This window comes from Mesorhizobium huakuii, from assembly GCF_014189455.1.
Classification (GTDB): domain Bacteria; phylum Pseudomonadota; class Alphaproteobacteria; order Rhizobiales; family Rhizobiaceae; genus Mesorhizobium; species Mesorhizobium huakuii_A.
Genome location: NZ_CP050296.1, coordinates 6,263,502 through 6,280,645 on the forward strand (window position 1 = coordinate 6,263,502; position 17,144 = coordinate 6,280,645).

Below are 17,144 nucleotides of genomic sequence, written 5' to 3' on the forward strand. Positions count from 1 at the left end.
CGAACAAAAAGTTCGACTTCGCGCGGCGTTTGTGCTCGCGCCGGCGGGACGCTGACACGGGGTCTTTTTCGCCACAATGTTCTCTGCTAGGTAGAGCGATCCCCGCGCATGACGTGCAGGCCCATCTTGGAGCCTCGTCATGTCAGATCCCGCGTGGATTTCCACCGCCCGTAAGTATGTCGGCCTTCGCGAAATCAAAGGCCCGCACCACGATCCCCATATCCTCCAGTTCTGGAAGGATATCGGCACGTCGATCGCCGATGACGAAACCGCCTGGTGTGGTGCGTTCGTCGGTGGGGTGCTCGCCGAGACCGGCATAAAGCCCGTCGCCGGCGGCGCGTCCTCGCAGGCATGGCTGCATCTGCCCGTGGTTCTCGAAAAGCCCGCCTATGGCTGCATCGTGGTCTTCTGGCGCAATTCGCCGTCCAGCGGTCTCGGCCACGTCGGCTTTGTCGTCGGCAAGGATCAGCACGGCAACCTGATGGTGCTCGCCGGCAACCAGGGCGACATGGTGTCGATCAAGCCGTTTGCCGCGAGTGGTCCGAACTGCCGCATCAAGGGCTTCCGCTGGCCGGGCATCTACCCGCTGCCGGAACGATTTGAACTGCCCCTGCTTAACTCAGATGGGACACTTTCGTCCAAAGAGGCCTGAAATGTCCTGGTTCGGCGACTGGCTTCAGTCTGACAAGGCGAGCCTGCTCATAGCCGGGCTTGCCGGCTCGGCTGTGTCTGCGGCCATGGAGTGGACCGGGATCTTGCCGGCCATCCGCAAGATCGTCGTCGGCACGCTTTGCGCGATGTACCTGTCGCCGCTGGCCGTCCCGTTGCTCGCTTGGGTGTTGGGCGGCCTGCAGGTGCAGCCTGAGAACGCCGCCGGCGTCTCAGGCTTCCTGATGGGTGTCGTAGGCATCGTTGTGATCGAGATCATCCTGAAAGCCTTCAAGCTGAAGCGTGATTCCGTGAAGGCAGACGGATGAGGACGATGGTCGCAGTCACAAAGGCAACGAAGCGCCAGCTTCCCACGCTGCTGGTCGCTGCGATCCTGCTCATCGGCTACCTGGTCGTGTCGACGATCGCCGAGAAGCGCCTGACGCTTTGCCAAGACTACATCGAGATGAACCAGAACTGATTTTCGGCTGAGGGGCCACCATGAAAGCCTTCGCTTTGAATGTTGCCGCGTTCTTCGTGGCCATGATGCTGGCGGTGCCGATCGTCGGCGGCGCGATCTACCTGTGGTTCATGTACTCCTGATGCTGAACCCCTACGTCACCGGCGGCGTGGCGCTGCTCATCATGGCCTTGGTCGCTGGGCTGCTCTACGAGCGCGGCAACGCCATCGAGGCCATCGCTGCTCAAACGCACCTGCAGGGCGAGCTTAACACCGCCCTCGATGTCAATCGCCACAACGAAGAGACCATAGGGCGCCTGCGCGCGACCGACGCGATCGCCGACAAGACCACGGCCGAAAATTCCGCGGCGCTGGCCAAGATCCTGCAAGCCGTCATCGACACAAACACCGACGTATCGGAGCTCGCCGCGAAAAATGAAGACGTCCGCAAGTATCTCGATGGCCTGGTGCCTGGTGGCCTTCTGCGGGTGCTCAACCGCCCACGACGTCGTCGTCCAGCAAGAGTTCGTTCCCGTAACCATCCCGGAAGCGCTGCTGGCTCCCATTCCGCCGGTCTACAAGCCCGTCACCACTACCGGCGGCATCGTCGACCAGCTGACGGCTACGCGCGGCTCCAGGGCCGTGTGCGTGGCCCAGCTGGACGGCATTCGAAAGTATCAGGCTGACACCCAAAGCCTGTTCCCGCCCCCGGCGGTACCCGGGCCGAAGAAGGCAACGACCAAATGAGTTAGGCGCGCCCGCGATCACCTGAATATCTGAAAAATCATGCTCCAAATTGATGCCCGAACAACGGTTCTCGCGACGGTGTTGTGCATCTGATGGTTGAACGCGTTCTGTTCCTGTCGACGAGTAAAAAATGCTGCTTGCTCCTCGTAATAGATGTTGAGGAATTGTCGAAATTCTTCCTTGTTTTGAATCCCTATTGCAGTGGCGCGGCTTACTAGAATTGCGTTCATCTCGCTGTCCCAAGCATCGCCGGCTTCTTTGAGTGGCAGGTTGGGGTTGATATGGCTCCGCAACAGCTCGTAGTCGGGTGCGACCATTTCGGCTATCGCTGCTCGGGTGAAGACTGGGGTTTCTGCCACCGTTTTTCTACTCCCAGTTGGCGGTGAAGCAGGGCGCTAAAAGGCCTGCTTCGTTCCGTCGTCAAACAGGACCGCAATCACACAGACGAATGGTCGGACTTCGTCATGCTTGAGGACCAATAGGCGTTCAAACGTATACTTTCCCCAGGTTTTCGTCTCCACATAGGTTCCGCCAGGCTGGATCGACGCGTCCCTGTTGAGTTCGAAAGACCCCACCATCGCGCCTAACGCATCGAAGTAAGCCGCCCTGGCTTCAATCATGCGTATCGGCTTGTCAGCATTCGATTTGAAGGTCGTTGTGATCTGGAAGGCTTCAGCGTCCAGAGGCTTAATCGACCAATCCGTGAACGAGAGAAGCGTATCATTGCACCCCGCGTGAGCCGTTCCGGTCAGCAAAAGAAACGTCAATAGCGCGCGCAACGTGTCCTCCCCAGCCTTCAAGGCGGAGAGACGCTAACCCAACATTTCGACCGGAGCAACAATGGCACAGGAATCAGCCGCGCAGGCGCAACGAGTCCGTCGGCCACGCGCCGGCGGGCTTTTTTTACATGCCCATTGACCACTAGCGCGGGGTTATGGAACTAGTCCCCACGGTGTTTGCAGACAAGCTGCCCGCCTGGGGGGAAGAATAACGATGGACGTGGACGCAACGCTTGATTTTCTAGCTGCCTGCTTGTTGTTCATCAGCCTCGGCATTGACTTTATCTTTGGTGCGCTCGCGATGGCCGGCCTCGCTGCTGTCGCAGCGCTGGTAATGGGCACCATGGTTTTGGTCGCCCGCGCTCCTCGACACTAAGCTGTCAGTTTTTCAACTGTTGCGATAATCGCCTTGGCCAGTGCCTCAGCTTCGTGGATGAGCTCGGGGCCGTAGACACCCGTCACAGCTTCGTCGCCGGGCAGTACGCCGGCTGGACACGTCTCCTCGATCGCCATGCGCACCAGGCGCAGCATGGCCCGGCAGTCTTGGGCAGTCGCATGTTCCATCGTCATAACCAATCAAACATTCATTTTTCCTAAAATGCTCCGGAACTGAAACGGCCGTCGCGCCTTGAATCGCGTTCCGGGAGTACAAGTGCATGAGTAACGAGCCAGCGCGGCTGAAGTTCATCAAGCCTCAAGAGCCGCGTCTGGTGCTCGAGCCGCCCATCAGCGACGACTGGCTGCACGAGATCAAGTATGATGGCTTTCGCGTGCAACTGATCCTCGATTGGGCCGGCGCGCGCGCATTCACGAAGAACGGGCATGATTGGTCAAAGCGGTTCTGGCCCATCGTCGACGCCGCCGAAAAACTGCCGGCGAAGTCATTCATCATCGATGGCGAGATGATTGCTCCTGAGGCTGACGGCCGGCCGAATTTCCACCAGATGCACTCGCGGATGGCCTGGAACGCCGAACTGCTGGCTTTTGTGGCCTTCGACATCTTGCACAAGGACGACAAGGATCTCCGCCCGCTACCAGCGATCGAGCGCAAGGCGATGCTGTGGGAACTGGTGCAGCCGGCCACCGGCATTATCCAGTATAGCCAGCATGTCGAAGGCGGTGGCGCCGACTTCTTTGCGGCCGTCGACAAGTTGAACCTTGAGGGCATGGTGTCGAAGCGCCGCAACAGCCCCTATCGCAGCGGAGAATCCGACGCCTGGTTGAAGACGAAATGTTGGGACATTGACGATCTCGACCTGATCGGCGTCAAGCGCCAAACCGGCAAGCAGACCGAGGGGCTATTTGCTAAGGACGGGAAATACGTTGGGAAGGCAGTCATCGCAACTAGCCGCGCCATCAAGGAACGACTATGGCAGCGCATCGAGCGTGACCGGGCCGAGCAGCCGGCAGGCGTGCCGACGGCGGTGGCGGACCCGAGCGTGGAATGGGTCGGGCCTGGAATGACGGCCCGGGTGCGATATCTTCGCGGCGAATCCAAACTGCGCCACGCCTCGGTGCAGGATCTCCACGAGGAGGATGCAGATGGCCGTGGCTAAGAAAGACCAAGAACGCGTCACATACGCCTGGATGTACGGCGCCCAGGCGCGGAAGGATGGAAAGGAACGTGCCGTCCCGGAGTATTGGCAGGAGGATGCCGACGCATGGCTGCAGGGCTTCGATGGTGTCCCGCTGGACGGTGGCGTCAAGGTCAAGCCGGTCAGCGATCAGATGGAAGCCGAGGTCGACGAAGCTGCCGTCGATAAGCCACCGGCACCTAACGACCGATGATCCGAGCTATCAAGCTATCGTCGGGCTCCCCGTCGGCCATTTCCTGATAGAGCCGCCTAGCATGATCCGGCCAATATTCTTGTGCGACTTTCATTTCCGTCACTGACTTTCGGAAAGCCTCGCGCAGGATATCGAACTCAAAGGCCGAAAGGCCGGTACTTTCACCATCCTCGCCCATGCCAAATTCCTCGAACATAAACGCCGTAAAAAGCCGAAAGTGACGGAGTGATTGATACGCCGAGCGGCGATCGCCACAATCGAAAAGAATTGTACGTTTTTAACTAAGCATCGGTCCCTCGACGCAATTGCCCGCAAGGGGGAACCATTTCTCAAGTCAACACTTTTTTGGCCCGTCAGACCAAGGGAGGCTATCTTGAAACGTCGAAAGGTTGACCGCGAAAAGATCGAGAGGGCGGACCGCGAAAGCAGGCTGGTGTTGGACGCGGAACGACACGCCAGAGAGGCAAAGACGGCGCGATTAAGGGAGCAGCGGTTAAACGGCAACCATGCACGGGAACATAACCCGGCAGCTGAAATTAAGCCTCGATGAGCACGCGCGGCATCAACTTCCTCGACCGATGGATGGCAGAACAGTTGCCTGAGACCGCGACTGACGATCCGATCGTCATTAGCGACCTTGCGGACAAGGCAATGAGGGCGGCCGACAAGGCCGGCATTCCTACCGCCGAGATCACCGAGGAAGTGCCGAGCGTGTTCGAGGTCATCGCTGAAGCGATGGACCATCGCGAAGGGGGCACGCCTTAATGACCGAGCGGGCCGTCCGCTTTCTGCACCTATGGTTGGAACGAAACGATCTGCTAGACGGTCGCCCGGTCGACGATGCCGAAATCTCCAGGTTCGCCACTCAGCTATTCCTTGAAGCCGAAGCTGAAGGAATTGGGGAAACAGAAATTTCCGATAGTTTTGACGAGGTTCATAAGGGCCTCGTCGACATCATACGCCGCCGCCACAGACCGCCAGCGCTGAAACAACAGAAGGTCGACTGGTCGATCGACGCCGCTTGACTCGTTCCCGTCTCGTTCCCATTTTGGTCTTCCGCAAAGACAGGCTGTTGATCTCATGTGTGGACGCGTTTTCGTCAAGACGACAATCCCTGACATGGTGCGGCGCTTTGAGTTTGCCCATCCTGGCGACGTCGAGCGCATGGGGAATGGCTTCCCGATTTGGAACGGTGTGCCGAGCCTGAACTATCCGATCATCATCCGCGAAGAATTGGCTACCTCCATGGCCGGTTTCGTGTCAGCGAGGTGGGGCTTTGTTCCCGGCTGGGCTCGTGACGGGAGCGGCCGCCCTCCGCCCGTCAACGCACGCTGCGAGACCATCGCGACCAATGGGTTGTTTCGCAAAGCCTATGCCTCACGGCGCTGCCTGGTGCCAGTAGACGGGTATTTCGAATGGCAGAAGCTGGATGCCTCGGGCAAGAGGAAACAGCCTTATGCGATCGCGATGAAGGATGACGAGCCCTTCGCCATGGCCGGCATTTGGGAAGAGTATGCCGACAAGATCACGGGCGAACTGATCCGCACCTTTGCCATCGTCACCTGCGAACCTAACAGCCTGATGGCAACCATCCATGACCGAATGCCGGTGATACTGGCGCCGGAAGATTACATGCGCTGGCTCGGACCGGAACCTGATCCTCGCGACCTGATGAAGCCCTATCCCTCCGATCTGATGAAGATGTGGCCGATCGGCAGCAAGGTCGGCAGCCCCCGCAACAATACGCCTGACATCATCGACGAGATCGGCCGGCCCGATATCATCGACGTGAAAGGCCACGGCCCCGACGACCTATTCGACGTCTGATGTGAGAAGGAACGATGCCTGCTGATCGATTGAAGGTCCGCGATGCTGCGGAGGACGGTTATGAGGTCCTGGAGAACGGCGAGCCGATCTGGTCCTTCGAGACCATAGTCGAGGCGGTTCAGTTTGTCCGGGATCGTGACGCGCGGCTCTGGCTCGATTGGGGCCGAACTGTCATCGGTGGCCAGACTGTTGGTCCCCAGGATTTCGAGCCGTCGTTCTTGGGCTCGGGGGTCGGTCGCGTGCTTGGCGAGCAGCACGGGCCGAGCAAGGACAAATGGTTCTGGTCGATCAGCACGAACGACAAGCGCTGGCGTGTCCATGGCGGTCAACGCGGCAGGGAGGACACCAAGGACGCCGCGGTGGCAGCGCTTGAGCGCGAGTTCACCAAGTACTTGGCCGCCACGCCCCCGAAGCCGTCGCCTTATGCCCAGGCGAAGGGAACCTAGCGAGGCGCTGGGGCGTGCGATGCTCAACGCCGCCCGAGTCACCGCAGGAGACCCGCATTCGGTGTGGCCGCATCCAGAGAAGCGCCTCTGACAAGGCCAAGGGCGGCTAGCTGGACGGCTGGTCTTCAGCGTGTCGGCCGCCTTCAATGGCGCAGCAGCGGAACGCGATAGAGCTTGAGCGCGCTCACCCTTCAAACGGAGTTGGCAAACAACCAGTCCCAAACCTTGATGCAGGCCGCCGCTATGCTGCTCATGCCGAGCAGAAACTTAAACGTCTTTTGCTCGTTCATTCTGGCCAACAGAAATGATCCCACTTGCTTCATCCCATTGTGGAAAACCGCCATCAGCGAAATGAAAATCGCGGCGAACAAATGGATAATTCCGGGAATGACTGCGCACATCATCGATATCACAGAAATGATATACGTGGTGTATTTTGATGAAATGTATATCTCATCTGTGAACGCGTGAACAATGGCACTTGGATGCAAAATGACGTGCATGATTGCTAGTATCGGTTGATAATAGGGAAGCCAGCGGTTCACCTCCGCCTTACCCATAAAAACCGCCACTAGATAATCTCTCGTGAGTTCTAAATTAAGCGAGAGAGCCGCGACGAGCGTTGTCACGACCAGAAAATCAACTGCGGCAACTAATATGTAGAACAATCCATTTCTAAGGCGCGCCCCTACTGACAGGAGGGTTATTGTGCAAGCCATCGAGAGAACTGCAACAATCATGTTTGGGATGAAAAATCCCATCGCCAGAAACGCTGGATACCCGACCAACTGGACATTCAGCGGATCGCTGAATGGGACGATTAGGTACGCGCCGAGCGCCACCAGGGTCGCTAAAAGCGCGAAAATGGCCACATTGCGATAGAACCGCAGTCGATGCGGCTTTGCTCGGAAAATAGCCTCCAACCATGAGAACGCCACATCTCGCTCGATTGTCGCAAAATTCCAGAACGTGAGGCCGCGAACGCGCTGGGAGAGAGCATTCACTCTGTCATCCAACGCATCTTGGGAAGGCTTTGGAATGAGGTAGGTACAGAAACCCATCACGATCGCCAATATCGCTAGAATTCCGACGATCTTATCGTGGGTCATGGAGACGGGATCCAGAGAGCTGGTGCACTCACAAGTTCGAGGACTGAGGTGACGGCTCGACTGGCGTCCTGAACATAAGGAACGTGGCGAACGCCAGCGCAGATGTGTCTAGCGAATTTCGACCCCTTCGATTGGAATGTACCAGCCGCAGGTGTTCAACAGCGTTTTCTCTTGCGCGGCGGTAAATTTGTCGGCCCGCGGCGGCGTTCCCCAAACCTCACAATGATACGGATTTCCCTCAACGGGGTCATAACCAATCCGCAGAGACACAGCCCGCGCGTCTGGTGCTTGGAATTGTACCGCCCCGACGAAAACTGGCGTTCTCACAAAAGCTACTGGATCCTTTCCTTCCTCAAGGATAGATCGCTCGTGGTCGACTGACATTCCTCCACCTTGAGGCTTCATCAGCTTGGATGACAACCGCAGACAATTTCTGTTTTCGTCAGAGACCACGTGATGAACGGGGTTAACGCGGCGAATTAGAGTGTCGGCGTCCAGAATTTCCGGATGGTCATGAGGCTCCACGTTGCCATCGGCATCAAGCGGCGGCGTTGACAGCATTCGAACCCCGCCCTGCCATGTCCTCAACCCAGCCTCTCACGATCTTGAAATCCGTCGTCAGATTCGCTTCCTCATCCTCGCCGCTGGCGACCTCTACTTTGATACAGTTCACTTGGTTGACGCCAAGAATATCGAGTTCGATATCGAGGCCGTGGCTGTGCCATTCGATTTGGACAGATCCATCTGATCCCGGCACGAGGCTAGGGCACGGGGCTCCGGGCACATATATGTTCTGAAGCAGGTTAGCTGCAAAATAGGCTATCGAAAATTCGACCCCTCGGCCCCTATATCCGTCCCAGCCGATCGGCAGATTGACCAGTTCGCCAAGCTTGGACATCACCCTTTCCGACCATGCGTAGTCGGGGTTTCGGACTACGAGCCGATGCATCGGCCAATCGCCTTCCCTCGCCTTTCCAGAACCGAAAGTGGATGGAAGAGAGTAGACCGAAGCCGTCATTGTTTTCGAGACCATGACCGATGAGCCTTTTCCGTAGTAATGTCGCAGAATCTATTTACAATCCGTTCCCTACCAGCAGCGATGAAATCCACGATACTTTGGCTGCTATTTTCGACGGGCGCGCCTCGGTAGGTCAACATCAACCTTATCGCCCGACGGACTTCCCGAGAGGTAAAAAGGCCAACTTCATAATACATTCTCGCGACAGGGTTCTCGCCGTCCCGAGAAAATACCACTTCCGAAAAATTGGCATTGAGCTGCTCGATATTCAAGGCGGTCGGATTGACTATGCTCAACCAGTCGCTCAGCAGCGTCTTCTCGACCATCGGGATTACGTTGATATAGGCGATCTCCGCCTGTTTTACCACGAACGGTACCTTGTCGGATATGTAGAGGCTCCCAAGTCGCTCAAGGTAACGATAAAACATGGCCGCCACTGCCTCATGGCGAGGGTAGAGATTACCGGGGCGTCTTCTCCAATTCAGAAAGAATCGGTCATCTTGAAATTGAAGGAGGTGGCTGTCGTCATCAGCAATAAACCAATATCGCTTGCTCGGCTCACTTTGCGTGATGTTGAACTGGAAGCTCGCTAGAGTATCGGCCCCGCCGAATACCTCAAATCTAGGATCCAGCCTCGGCACTTCGCTGTAGTTCGGGAACTCAGCCTTGAATGCTTCTCTGACCCGCCATGCGAACAGGTCATTATATTCTGGATGTCGTACAAACTGGACACCGAGAACAACCTCATCCAATGGCGGGTTGGCAAAATCGGCAAGGCCCGCTGGCCTACTCATGGTTTCTGGCCACACAGAATCGCAAGCGAACACCTCCCCCTTATCAGGGCTGGACCCTGCCCTAGAGTAAGTTGAAATACAAGCACAAGGGTGAGCTCTCCCTGTGCAGTAATTGTCCGGCCGGTGAGTGATTCCCCGCCAGGCCGGAGATCAACCCTTGGCCTAAAGCCGCCTCAGTTTCGACCGAAAATTCGCGTGCAGCAGGTCATGCGGCCACTTCGAAATGGCCCAAATGCTCAACGCCATCAATCGTGCGGCCGGATTTGGCGGCACCAATGCGGCGAACGGTTCGGCCGTCAGGGAAGGTGAAATGCTCCCCCTCACCCGCTACCTCGCTGACCGACACCCACTCGCCGTTCTGTTTGTGGTGATAGACCGTCCCTGTCGCGGCGCAGTCGTCACGGAAGTAGCGATACCACTGCGGGTTGCTCGGCCGAGCACGGAACGTCCCCTGATCGGATTCGCCGCCGGTGATGATCTGGTCGATGCGCATCAGCGGATGCTGGGCAGGGGAAAGCGGGTCGAAATCCAAGGCGCCCTTCCGGAACCATGATTTCAGGCTGAAAGGAATCGGCGCCGCGCGCGCGCGGATCTCGCCCAGCAGTGGCTCGGCCGACACGAAGGCGAACAGGGGCTTGAGCTCCCACTTCGCTTCGATGAGCGCTGGGACGTTGATGTCCCACCGCTTCTGATCCTCGCACGTGGTGCCCAATGCGACGTTCTCAGGCAGTCCACCGGCGTCGGCCGACATGGCGATGATGTTCTGCGGCCGCTTGGTCAGCAGCATCCACACCAGGTGCGGTGTCGATCGGATCAGCAAGAAGAGATCCCGCCGCCAATTGACGGGCACCGCCTTGTCGAACACGTCCGAGAGGCTGGCGCAGAACACGAAAGGCCGTGTCTCGGCGATCGCCGCCTTCTTGTTCCACCGGATGGGGTTGTACCAGTTGCTGGCCGATGTCCGCGATCGCGTGCCAATGCCGACGCCTGGTGCGCCCCACTCAACGCGCTTGTAGCGGTAGGCCATCAGGTTTTCGGCGTAGCAGCCGTCGCACGCCGGTGAAACCTTCATGCAGCCGATCCACGGGTTGAAGGTATAGCCGGGGACGAGGCGGCCGTCGGCGGTGCGCGTGTGAGTCCATGAGATCTTGGTTTCAGCCAACTGAACGCCTCCCAATTGCCTCTGTGCCAGCCAGCAGCTGGAACAGAGCGTGTTGATCCGTCGTAGCTTCGGTCGAAAGCACATAGTCGGCGCAGGCACTGCCCTTCAGCCGGATGGCGATCGTGACTTCGGTTCCGCTGGGATAGAGGATCATCAGGCCCTTTAGGTGCGCCCACATGGCGTCACGAAGGGTGCCCGCCATCAGTTCGGCCCCGAACACGGCGCAAAGCGCCCTGCCCCCGCTGTGTCGACCTCGAACCGGAAGGGAACGGGGTCCGACCATGCATAGGTCGAAATCACGTACTCGCCCGGGTCTAGGATCTCGCCAGTGTCGGTATCGGAATCGACGAGCTCCTGCGGGCCGTCGGCAAGCCCGCCAGTGGAATACTCGAAGATGTGCGTGGCCTTCTCGGAGATTGGGCTGTCGAGCGACCAGCTGCGATCCGGTGCGATCGTCAACGTCCGATCGCCGTAGACTTCGGTCCACATGAACTCGACGATCTGCCCGTCCTCGACTGCCAGCTGATAGAAGCTGTTGTCTCGTTCCACGTCGCCGGCAGGGAGACGGAGCGCCCAGGCATTGCCTTGCACCCCGGCGAAGAGGCGCTCGATGAAGGCGTCGGGACAGTCGAGCATCGTCGGGTTCATTTCGTCCAGCCAGGCGGCAGGGAGCCACCGCCGGCCGTGCTCGACGCCCTCGTCGGCCGCGACACAGGCCGAGCACAAATCGAGCTCGACCCAATGGCACGCCACGCCGTCCGTGACGCAGGCGTTGTTTTGGGTGCAGCGGCACACCCGGCAGGCGCGAACGGCGGTGTTGATCTTCATTGCACTGTTTCCTTCAAAGCCCGGTCGCGGGCCACATTGAGTTCTTGCAGGGCGACCTCTGATCCACAGGTTTTGGCGAGTTGGCGGTAGCGAGTGTTGATGTTGAGAGCGACGACGTGATCGCCGGCCGTGAAACCGAAGATCTCGCGCCAGCTGCTCCCGGCAGGCGGAGCCAGGGCGAGCAGGCCACGAAACGACGCTCGGACAAGCGCCAGGGTGCCGTGGCGAATCTCGACGCGCCGCGCCTCGACGACGTGATGGATGGCTTGCAGGTTCCCCTCGATCGACGTGTAGCGATCGATCGGAATGCACACCTGCAGATCGTCCCACACGAACCAGACGGCAACGCCCGAATCCTTCGGCTTGCGCTCTGTCAGCGTGTAGTTCGAGGAAATGACGAGGTTCTTCACCGCCTTACCGCTGTCGGCGCCAAAGCGCTTGAGCGATGTCTCGACGTTGGTAATCGATGCCGGCAGCGTGGCCTTGAAGCGCCCGGCCTCGCGCACCGTCGTGCGCGGAATGAGATCAGGCCACGTCAAAGGAAATTGCGCTGTCATGGCTTCTTGCTCCGTTTGAAGGGTGTGGCGGCGCTGTCACCGGTTTTCGCCAGCCCGGCAAGGCTGGTGACAGGAATGGGGTGCTCGCCGAGCTCGGCCTGTCTCGTGAAGTTGACGACGTGTCCGACCGCTCGGCCGCCGCTGGTGAAAACCATCGCCGTGTGTCGGCTGCGGGCGGCGCTGATGGCGTCGGCATAGCGCACGAAGTCACCGACAAGGATCGAGTGCCCCCAGCCGCCGGCGGCCGGTAGAAGTTCGAGCACGCGGTAATTGTTCGGGTGCCGTGGAAAGATCGACACCCGGTCGGTAAGCCCGGTGGTGCCGGCATTGGTGACAAACCACTCGACGTCGCGGTCGCTGGTGTCGCCGGCGGTCTCGTAAATGACGCCGATCGCGGCCAGCCCCGGCCGAGAGCCGAGGCCGAACACCGAAAGCACGATTTCGTTGGTGAAGCTGGTTCCGCGCGTCGGCGGCCGATCTGCGAGCACATAGCCGGCCGCGAGCAGGACTTTGCGGGCATCGGCGACGTTCAACGGCGCGATCCCTTAGTGCGCCACTCGGTGACTTTGCCGGTGGCGATGTCGACCACTTCCATTGGCACGGGACGGGTTGCCACTAGCGTGCCGCAAAGGCTGTACAGATACCGTACAGAAACCACCCGGTGTTTTCGGCTTGTTCACGGTAGATTGGGGGGCTTAGAGCCCGAGAAACGCCGGGAGCACTTCTTTCACACGGGTGGGGTCGCAGGTTCAATCCCTGCATCGCCCACCATTTCCCTTCCTGAAATTGCACAGCAGCTAGCAGCTGCAGCTCGCCCCTTCCCCGCCAAAATTCTTCTGGGCGAAATTCAAGGCGCTGCTGTAGCTCGTGTAGCTCTGGAACTGGCAGACGTTGGAGCCGCGCCGTACCTTCATCTGCTCGAGATCCCAGAACGACACCTCGATGCGGTCGTCGGCGCAATAGACCGTGTAGCGTTCGGGTTCCAGCGCCCTGGCTTTCTGCACGGGCATGGAAACGGCCGGGATGGAAAGCACTGACAATGCAAGCATGACGACGTGACGCGTGCGCATATGGACCCCCAAATGAACCGCCAGCAGTATGGCCACGATATTGGAGCGGCGCATCGTGGTTTTTTGGCGGATGTTTTTCCTTCTGGGCGACTGCAAATCGATGGACTGAATGGTCCCGCATTCCAGCTACGGAACAAACCGGAGCGCCAGCGAGTTTCTGTCGACCGAAACTTGAGGGAAAGCCATGTCCAGATTTCTGCTGGCGACCAGCGTCGCCGTTCTTCTCGCCTCCGGGCCGGCCTTCGCCGCGGATGAAGCTCCGCTGCCGCCGCCCAACGCCAAGAAGCTGTCGGAGATCCTTGCCAAGGTCGAGCAGCGCGACGGCTTTCGCTACGTGAAGGAGGTCGACTGGGACAAAGACGCCTACACCGTCACCTACTACACCTCGGACAAGGCAAAGGTCGAAATCACCTACGATCCGGTGACAGCCGAACCAAAGTAAGGTTCGCCAAAACAAGTTTCGCGGGAGGCCTCCTGATCGATCGTGAGTGCGCTCGCTCTGCGCATTTCAGCGACAAATAGGCGTGCCCAAAATTGTCCATCCTTGGCGCGTGATATGCGCGCCGGGCGCAGGCCGCGCCTTGGGCAATCCTGTTGGCTTGGGGGCCATGATGCGATCTTCCGTTCGAACCTATTCTTTGCCTGCGCTCGCCTTCGTCCTGGCCGCTGGCATCCTTGGACCCGCTCCGGCGCGCGCGGACGGACCATCCTTCGACTGCGCCAAGGCAAGCCTGCCGGCGGAGAAGGCGATCTGCGCCGACCCGCAGCTGTCGGCCATCGATCTGCTGGTGGCCAAGGCTTACAAGGGTTTCGAGCCGGCATTCGGCGGCGACAAGCGCAAGATCGCCCGCGGGCTGATCGCCGACCGCAATGCCTGCAAGAGCGATACCGCCTGCATCGTCAGCGCGCTGAACAACGCTTTGCAGACCTATGGCAACGCGCCGTCCTGGGTGCAGGACTACAACATCGCGCTGATCGGTAAGAAGGCGCTGGACGTCGCCGCGCGCAACCCCGGCAACAAGGATCAGCCCCTGCCCTCGGCCGTCGGGCAATGCGCCACCACTCACATCAAGACGCTGACCACGCGGCTTGGCGACGATCCGTTGGAAACCGCCTCTCCCGACGCGGGCAGCGCCGCCACCTTCACCAATGGCGGCGGGGCCGTCTCCTATGATCGCGAGCCGGGCCTCGCCGCCTCGAAGGTCGGCGAACCCGTCGTGATGTGCCTGATCGCGATTCCCAGGGACTGCCCTAGGGATGACGACCGCGGTCGGGTCTATTATTCGCTGGACCTCGTCGCCAAGGGCAGCTGGGCCCTGCCGGACTCCGAGCATCTGTGCGGCGGCGCCTGATCAGCACCGCGTCGCGATCCACACGAAAGCCTGCCAAAGCGGCCCGCTCTGTGCCCACTCTTGCGCCGGATCGTCTTTGATGGCTGATTGGAACGGTTGACTGCGCCGCATGGGGGGATGGGCATGGCGACGGCGAAGTATGTGATGAAGCGCATCCTGATGATGCTGGCCGGTTATCTCGTCGCCGTATTGGTCGGCCTGGTCGCTGTCGTTGCGATCTATGCCGCGCTCAGTTCCCTGCCAAACGCGCCGGCCTATTTCGACATCATGGGCGTCAGCCCGATCGCGGCCCTGCTGGTGCCGCCGCTCGGCATGTTCGTCTATTTCCTGACGATTATCGTGACCGGACTGCAGACGCTGATCTTCGCGCTGATCGCCGAGTTCTTCTCGTTGCGCAATTTTCTGCTGCACATGTTTTTCGGTGCCGCTGCCGCCGCCGGCGGCTTCTTCCTGATCTGGCCGGTTCCGGCGGAGGACATGGACCCCGAGCGCTGGGCCGACATCGGCATCATCGCCGCCGCCGGCCTTGTCGCCGGATTGATCTATTGGCTGATCGCCGGGCGGGAGGCGGGTTTCCGCCGCCCGTTGTCGCAGCAATTCTGACGATCAGCTCGACGGCGAGCGTACCGCCTCGGTCGCATCCAGTGCCTGCTTCAGCCGGGAGTCGCGGTCGTAGACGTCGCTGAAATACTCGACCTTGCCGGACATGTCAGGCCATGCAGTGAAATAGGCGACATAGACCGGGATCTTGCGCGTCACATCCTCGGTCGAATGGCCGTGCTTCAGCTTCTCGGCGATGTAGTCGACCGAAGTGCCAAGCACCGCCGCCGCCATGCCGCGCGGATCCTGCAGGCGCACGCAGCCATGGCTGAGCGCACGCATATCCTGCTTGAAGAACGATTTCTGCGGCGTGTCGTGCATGTAGATCGCGTGCTTGTTGGGGAACAGGATCTTCAGTTCGCCCAGCGCATTGGCCTCACTCGGCTGCTGGCGCACGCTGTAGGGAATGTTGGCGCCATAGGCGCCCCAATTGACCGCCGATGAGGGAATGCGCTTGCCGCGCGAATCGGTCACCTCGTAGCCGGCACGATCGAGATAGCCGGGATCGCTGCGCAATCTGGGCAGCATCTCGTTGACGATGATCGACTGCGGCACGCCCCAATAGGGATGGAAGTCGACCTGCTTGATCTGGTCGTAGAAGAAGGCCGTCTGGTTGGTGACCCGGCCGACGACGACGCGCGTCTTCAGCTTCTCCTCGCCATTGTCGATGTAGCTGGCGGTGAACGCCGGCTGGTTGATGAAGACACGCGGGCTGCCGAGATCGGAGGGCAGCCAGCGCAGTTCCTCCAGCGCCACCTGCACCTTGAGCAGCTTGTCGGCCTTCGACGTGCCGGCCAGCAAGGCGACGGTGCGCGGACCGATGACGCCGTCGCCCTTCATGCCTTCCTTCACCTGCACCGCCTTGATCAGCGGCACCAGTTCGGGAACGTAGACCTCACTGGTCGCCAGCCGCGACAGCAGCTCGCCATAGGTGCCGCCCATATCGTCATCGAGACTGCGCGCGATCAGCGACAGCAGTTTTGGCAATTCGGGGCTGGTCTCGCCCGGCTTCAGCAGCAGCTTGGGATCGACGACGATCTCGTTCTCGGCACTGGCCTGCAGCGCTTCCAGCTCGACGCGCAGCGCCTGATACTCCGCATTCTGCGGATGCCGCGATTCGAGGTAGGTGCGCACTTCCTGCGTATGCGCCAGCGTCTTCAGCACGCCGACCATGTCGAGCGGCTTAGCCGGGAAATCATAGTAGCCGGTCATCCGGTTGGGCTCGACACGGCCGTTCTGCGCATCATGGGCGTAGCGCAGGACGCGCGCCGACAGCGCCATCTCGAAGCGCACGAGTTCCCTGAGCTTGGCCGCGTCGTCCGTTGAGGCTGAATTGGCGGCGGGCACATCGACCGTGTAGTCGGCGGGCGTGAGCCCATAGCTTGCGGCCTCGCCCAGCACCCGCACCGCATCCTGGGCGCGGCTGTTGAGGCTGGTTCCGTTCACCCAGATGAAGTCCGGATTGGCTGAATAATAGGCGATCAATGCCTTGGCGATATCGGGTTCGGCATAGAGCTCGTAGTCGCTCAAGCTGGCAATAGCGTCGTGGAAAGCGGCTCCGGTGGCCGATGGAACGAACGCGGCATCCTGCGCCGCCGCGGGCTGCGGTGCCGCGGTCAACGCCGAGAAGTCGACGCGCACAAGTTTGTCGGCCTTGTAGGTGTAGTAGGATGGGCCGCTGATCTTCACGCCACCACCGCCGCCGCCGGCCGGTGCTTTGGGTCTGTGCTTTGGTGGCGGAGGCGGAAACTCGCCCTGCGGCTCATGCCTGATGCCGCCGCCGAACAGCATGTCGAACAGCCCTTGCGCACCAGCCTGAGGCGCGCCGAGGGCGAGCGTTGCCGCGATCGCCACAAGCGGCATCGCGGTTGCTTTTTTACCGAGAAATTTCATGGATCACCCGCTCCGGCCGCAACCGGTTCCCGTTCCGCACGCAAGACCGTCTCGCCCACCGCATGGC

30 protein-coding genes are annotated in these 17,144 nt (G+C 60.0%); 14 read left to right on the top strand and 16 right to left on the bottom strand.

Features of this window, described 5'->3' with window-relative positions; all coding sequences use genetic code 11:
• The first annotated feature begins 139 nt into the window (after window positions 1-139).
• The 3 genes from HB778_RS30445 to HB778_RS30455 are packed head-to-tail and all read left to right on the top strand — an operon-like array spanning window position 140 to window position 1,129.
• A complete protein-coding gene (locus HB778_RS30445) occupies window positions 140-652 on the top strand; it encodes a TIGR02594 family protein (RefSeq protein WP_183459280.1) in 513 nt (170 codons plus the stop codon).
• A gap of 1 nt (window position 653) precedes the next feature.
• On the top strand, window positions 654-977 hold the full coding sequence (locus HB778_RS30450) for a hypothetical protein (protein WP_183459282.1): 324 nt from the start codon (window positions 654-656) through the stop codon (window positions 975-977).
• 5 nt (window positions 978-982) lie between these two features.
• Window positions 983-1,129, top strand: coding sequence for a hypothetical protein (locus HB778_RS30455; protein ID WP_183459284.1), 147 nt, complete (start codon window positions 983-985; stop codon window positions 1,127-1,129).
• Between the two features lie 97 nt (window positions 1,130-1,226).
• Here the strand turns inward: HB778_RS30455 and HB778_RS43520 are convergent, their stop codons facing one another.
• The gene (locus HB778_RS43520) at window positions 1,227-1,496 is read right to left on the bottom strand and encodes a hypothetical protein (RefSeq protein WP_432421212.1); all 270 of its coding nucleotides are present in this window, start codon (window positions 1,494-1,496) and stop codon (window positions 1,227-1,229) included.
• Window positions 1,497-1,566: 70 nt separating this feature from the next.
• Between HB778_RS43520 and lysC the strand changes: the two genes are divergently transcribed.
• Complete coding sequence (gene lysC, locus HB778_RS43525; protein ID WP_432421275.1) at window positions 1,567-1,854, top strand: Rz1-like lysis system protein LysC; 288 nt, start codon at window positions 1,567-1,569, stop codon at window positions 1,852-1,854.
• A gap of 17 nt (window positions 1,855-1,871) precedes the next feature.
• Here lysC and HB778_RS30465 read toward each other — a convergent pair whose 3' ends face one another.
• Together HB778_RS30465 and HB778_RS30470 are read right to left on the bottom strand one after the other, a co-directional pair.
• Window positions 1,872-2,213: a hypothetical protein gene (locus tag HB778_RS30465; RefSeq protein WP_183459288.1), complete on the bottom strand. Its 342-nt coding sequence runs from the start codon at window positions 2,211-2,213 to the stop codon at window positions 1,872-1,874.
• 36 nt (window positions 2,214-2,249) lie between these two features.
• Window positions 2,250-2,633, bottom strand: a complete 384-nt coding sequence (locus tag HB778_RS30470; protein WP_183459290.1) for a hypothetical protein — start codon at window positions 2,631-2,633, stop codon at window positions 2,250-2,252.
• A gap of 214 nt (window positions 2,634-2,847) precedes the next feature.
• Between HB778_RS30470 and HB778_RS30475 the strand changes: the two genes are divergently transcribed.
• On the top strand, window positions 2,848-3,009 hold the full coding sequence (locus HB778_RS30475) for a hypothetical protein (protein ID WP_183459292.1): 162 nt from the start codon (window positions 2,848-2,850) through the stop codon (window positions 3,007-3,009).
• Here HB778_RS30475 and HB778_RS30480 read toward each other — a convergent pair.
• Complete coding sequence (locus tag HB778_RS30480; protein WP_244661672.1) at window positions 3,006-3,164, bottom strand: hypothetical protein; 159 nt, start codon at window positions 3,162-3,164, stop codon at window positions 3,006-3,008. The two genes, HB778_RS30475 and HB778_RS30480, sit on opposite strands and share 4 nt — an antisense overlap.
• A gap of 239 nt (window positions 3,165-3,403) precedes the next feature.
• Between HB778_RS30480 and HB778_RS30485 the strand changes: the two genes are divergently transcribed.
• Complete coding sequence (locus HB778_RS30485) at window positions 3,404-4,189, top strand: RNA ligase family protein (protein WP_244661673.1); 786 nt, start codon at window positions 3,404-3,406, stop codon at window positions 4,187-4,189.
• On the top strand, window positions 4,176-4,421 hold the full coding sequence (locus tag HB778_RS30490) for a hypothetical protein (protein WP_183459298.1): 246 nt from the start codon (window positions 4,176-4,178) through the stop codon (window positions 4,419-4,421). The genes HB778_RS30485 and HB778_RS30490 overlap by 14 nt, the downstream gene beginning before the upstream one ends.
• Here the strand turns inward: HB778_RS30490 and HB778_RS30495 are convergent.
• Window positions 4,408-4,599 (bottom strand): hypothetical protein, encoded by a 192-nt coding sequence (locus HB778_RS30495; RefSeq protein WP_183459300.1) that lies wholly within the window; start codon window positions 4,597-4,599, stop codon window positions 4,408-4,410. The two genes, HB778_RS30490 and HB778_RS30495, sit on opposite strands and share 14 nt — an antisense overlap.
• 368 nt (window positions 4,600-4,967) lie before the next feature.
• Here HB778_RS30495 and HB778_RS30500 point away from each other — a divergent pair, with 368 nt between their 5' ends.
• From HB778_RS30500 to HB778_RS30515, 4 genes are read left to right on the top strand one after another with little or no spacing between them, the layout of a single operon-like run.
• Window positions 4,968-5,186 (top strand): DUF768 domain-containing protein, encoded by a 219-nt coding sequence (locus HB778_RS30500; RefSeq protein WP_183459302.1) that lies wholly within the window; start codon window positions 4,968-4,970, stop codon window positions 5,184-5,186.
• Window positions 5,186-5,446 carry a DUF768 domain-containing protein gene (locus HB778_RS30505; RefSeq protein ID WP_183459304.1) on the top strand — a complete coding sequence of 87 codons (261 nt, stop codon included), beginning with the start codon at window positions 5,186-5,188 and terminating at the stop codon, window positions 5,444-5,446. Before HB778_RS30500 ends, HB778_RS30505 begins: the two co-directional genes overlap by 1 nt.
• 55 nt (window positions 5,447-5,501) lie before the next feature.
• Window positions 5,502-6,248: an SOS response-associated peptidase gene (locus tag HB778_RS30510; RefSeq protein ID WP_183459306.1), complete on the top strand. Its 747-nt coding sequence runs from the start codon at window positions 5,502-5,504 to the stop codon at window positions 6,246-6,248.
• A 14-nt stretch (window positions 6,249-6,262) separates the two neighbouring features.
• Window positions 6,263-6,694 (top strand): hypothetical protein, encoded by a 432-nt coding sequence (locus HB778_RS30515; protein WP_183459308.1) that lies wholly within the window; start codon window positions 6,263-6,265, stop codon window positions 6,692-6,694.
• A gap of 191 nt (window positions 6,695-6,885) precedes the next feature.
• Here HB778_RS30515 and HB778_RS30520 read toward each other — a convergent pair whose 3' ends face one another.
• The 10 genes from HB778_RS30520 to HB778_RS30565 all read right to left on the bottom strand — a co-directional run bounded on the left by HB778_RS30520 (window position 6,886) and on the right by HB778_RS30565 (window position 13,232).
• Window positions 6,886-7,803, bottom strand: a complete 918-nt coding sequence (locus HB778_RS30520) for a hypothetical protein (protein WP_183459310.1) — start codon at window positions 7,801-7,803, stop codon at window positions 6,886-6,888.
• Between the two features lie 108 nt (window positions 7,804-7,911).
• A complete protein-coding gene (locus HB778_RS30525) occupies window positions 7,912-8,364 on the bottom strand; it encodes a hypothetical protein (RefSeq protein ID WP_183459312.1) in 453 nt (150 codons plus the stop codon).
• On the bottom strand, window positions 8,342-8,701 hold the full coding sequence (locus HB778_RS30530; RefSeq protein WP_183459314.1) for a hypothetical protein: 360 nt from the start codon (window positions 8,699-8,701) through the stop codon (window positions 8,342-8,344). The genes HB778_RS30525 and HB778_RS30530 overlap by 23 nt, the downstream gene beginning before the upstream one ends.
• Before the next feature lie 116 nt (window positions 8,702-8,817).
• Window positions 8,818-9,615, bottom strand: a complete 798-nt coding sequence (locus HB778_RS30535; RefSeq protein WP_183459315.1) for a TIGR04255 family protein — start codon at window positions 9,613-9,615, stop codon at window positions 8,818-8,820.
• Window positions 9,616-9,820: 205 nt separating this feature from the next.
• Window positions 9,821-10,777 carry a DUF5131 family protein gene (locus HB778_RS30540; RefSeq protein ID WP_244661674.1) on the bottom strand — a complete coding sequence of 319 codons (957 nt, stop codon included), beginning with the start codon at window positions 10,775-10,777 and terminating at the stop codon, window positions 9,821-9,823.
• Entirely contained in the window at window positions 10,770-10,979 is a 210-nt protein-coding gene (locus HB778_RS30545; protein WP_183465327.1) for a hypothetical protein, read from the bottom strand. Before HB778_RS30545 ends, HB778_RS30540 begins: the two co-directional genes overlap by 8 nt.
• Window positions 10,979-11,605: a hypothetical protein gene (locus HB778_RS30550; RefSeq protein ID WP_183459319.1), complete on the bottom strand. Its 627-nt coding sequence runs from the start codon at window positions 11,603-11,605 to the stop codon at window positions 10,979-10,981. Before HB778_RS30550 ends, HB778_RS30545 begins: the two co-directional genes overlap by 1 nt.
• On the bottom strand, window positions 11,602-12,111 hold the full coding sequence (locus tag HB778_RS30555; RefSeq protein ID WP_244661675.1) for a J domain-containing protein: 510 nt from the start codon (window positions 12,109-12,111) through the stop codon (window positions 11,602-11,604). Before HB778_RS30555 ends, HB778_RS30550 begins: the two co-directional genes overlap by 4 nt.
• 47 nt (window positions 12,112-12,158) lie before the next feature.
• Window positions 12,159-12,695, bottom strand: a complete 537-nt coding sequence (locus HB778_RS30560) for a hypothetical protein (RefSeq protein WP_183459323.1) — start codon at window positions 12,693-12,695, stop codon at window positions 12,159-12,161.
• Window positions 12,696-12,959: 264 nt separating this feature from the next.
• A complete protein-coding gene (locus tag HB778_RS30565; RefSeq protein WP_183459325.1) occupies window positions 12,960-13,232 on the bottom strand; it encodes a hypothetical protein in 273 nt (90 codons plus the stop codon).
• A gap of 184 nt (window positions 13,233-13,416) precedes the next feature.
• On the opposite strand from HB778_RS30565, the gene HB778_RS30570 reads away from it, so the two are divergent.
• From HB778_RS30570 to HB778_RS30580, 3 genes are all read left to right on the top strand, one after another.
• Entirely contained in the window at window positions 13,417-13,674 is a 258-nt protein-coding gene (locus HB778_RS30570; protein WP_183459327.1) for a PepSY domain-containing protein, read from the top strand.
• A gap of 166 nt (window positions 13,675-13,840) precedes the next feature.
• Window positions 13,841-14,584, top strand: coding sequence for a lysozyme inhibitor LprI family protein (locus HB778_RS30575; protein ID WP_244661676.1), 744 nt, complete (start codon window positions 13,841-13,843; stop codon window positions 14,582-14,584).
• Window positions 14,585-14,701: 117 nt separating this feature from the next.
• Window positions 14,702-15,187 (top strand): hypothetical protein, encoded by a 486-nt coding sequence (locus HB778_RS30580; RefSeq protein WP_183465273.1) that lies wholly within the window; start codon window positions 14,702-14,704, stop codon window positions 15,185-15,187.
• 3 nt (window positions 15,188-15,190) lie between these two features.
• Here HB778_RS30580 and HB778_RS30585 read toward each other — a convergent pair whose 3' ends face one another.
• A complete protein-coding gene (locus tag HB778_RS30585) occupies window positions 15,191-17,077 on the bottom strand; it encodes a L,D-transpeptidase family protein (protein WP_183459328.1) in 1,887 nt (628 codons plus the stop codon).
• Window positions 17,078-17,144 lie beyond the last annotated feature (67 nt).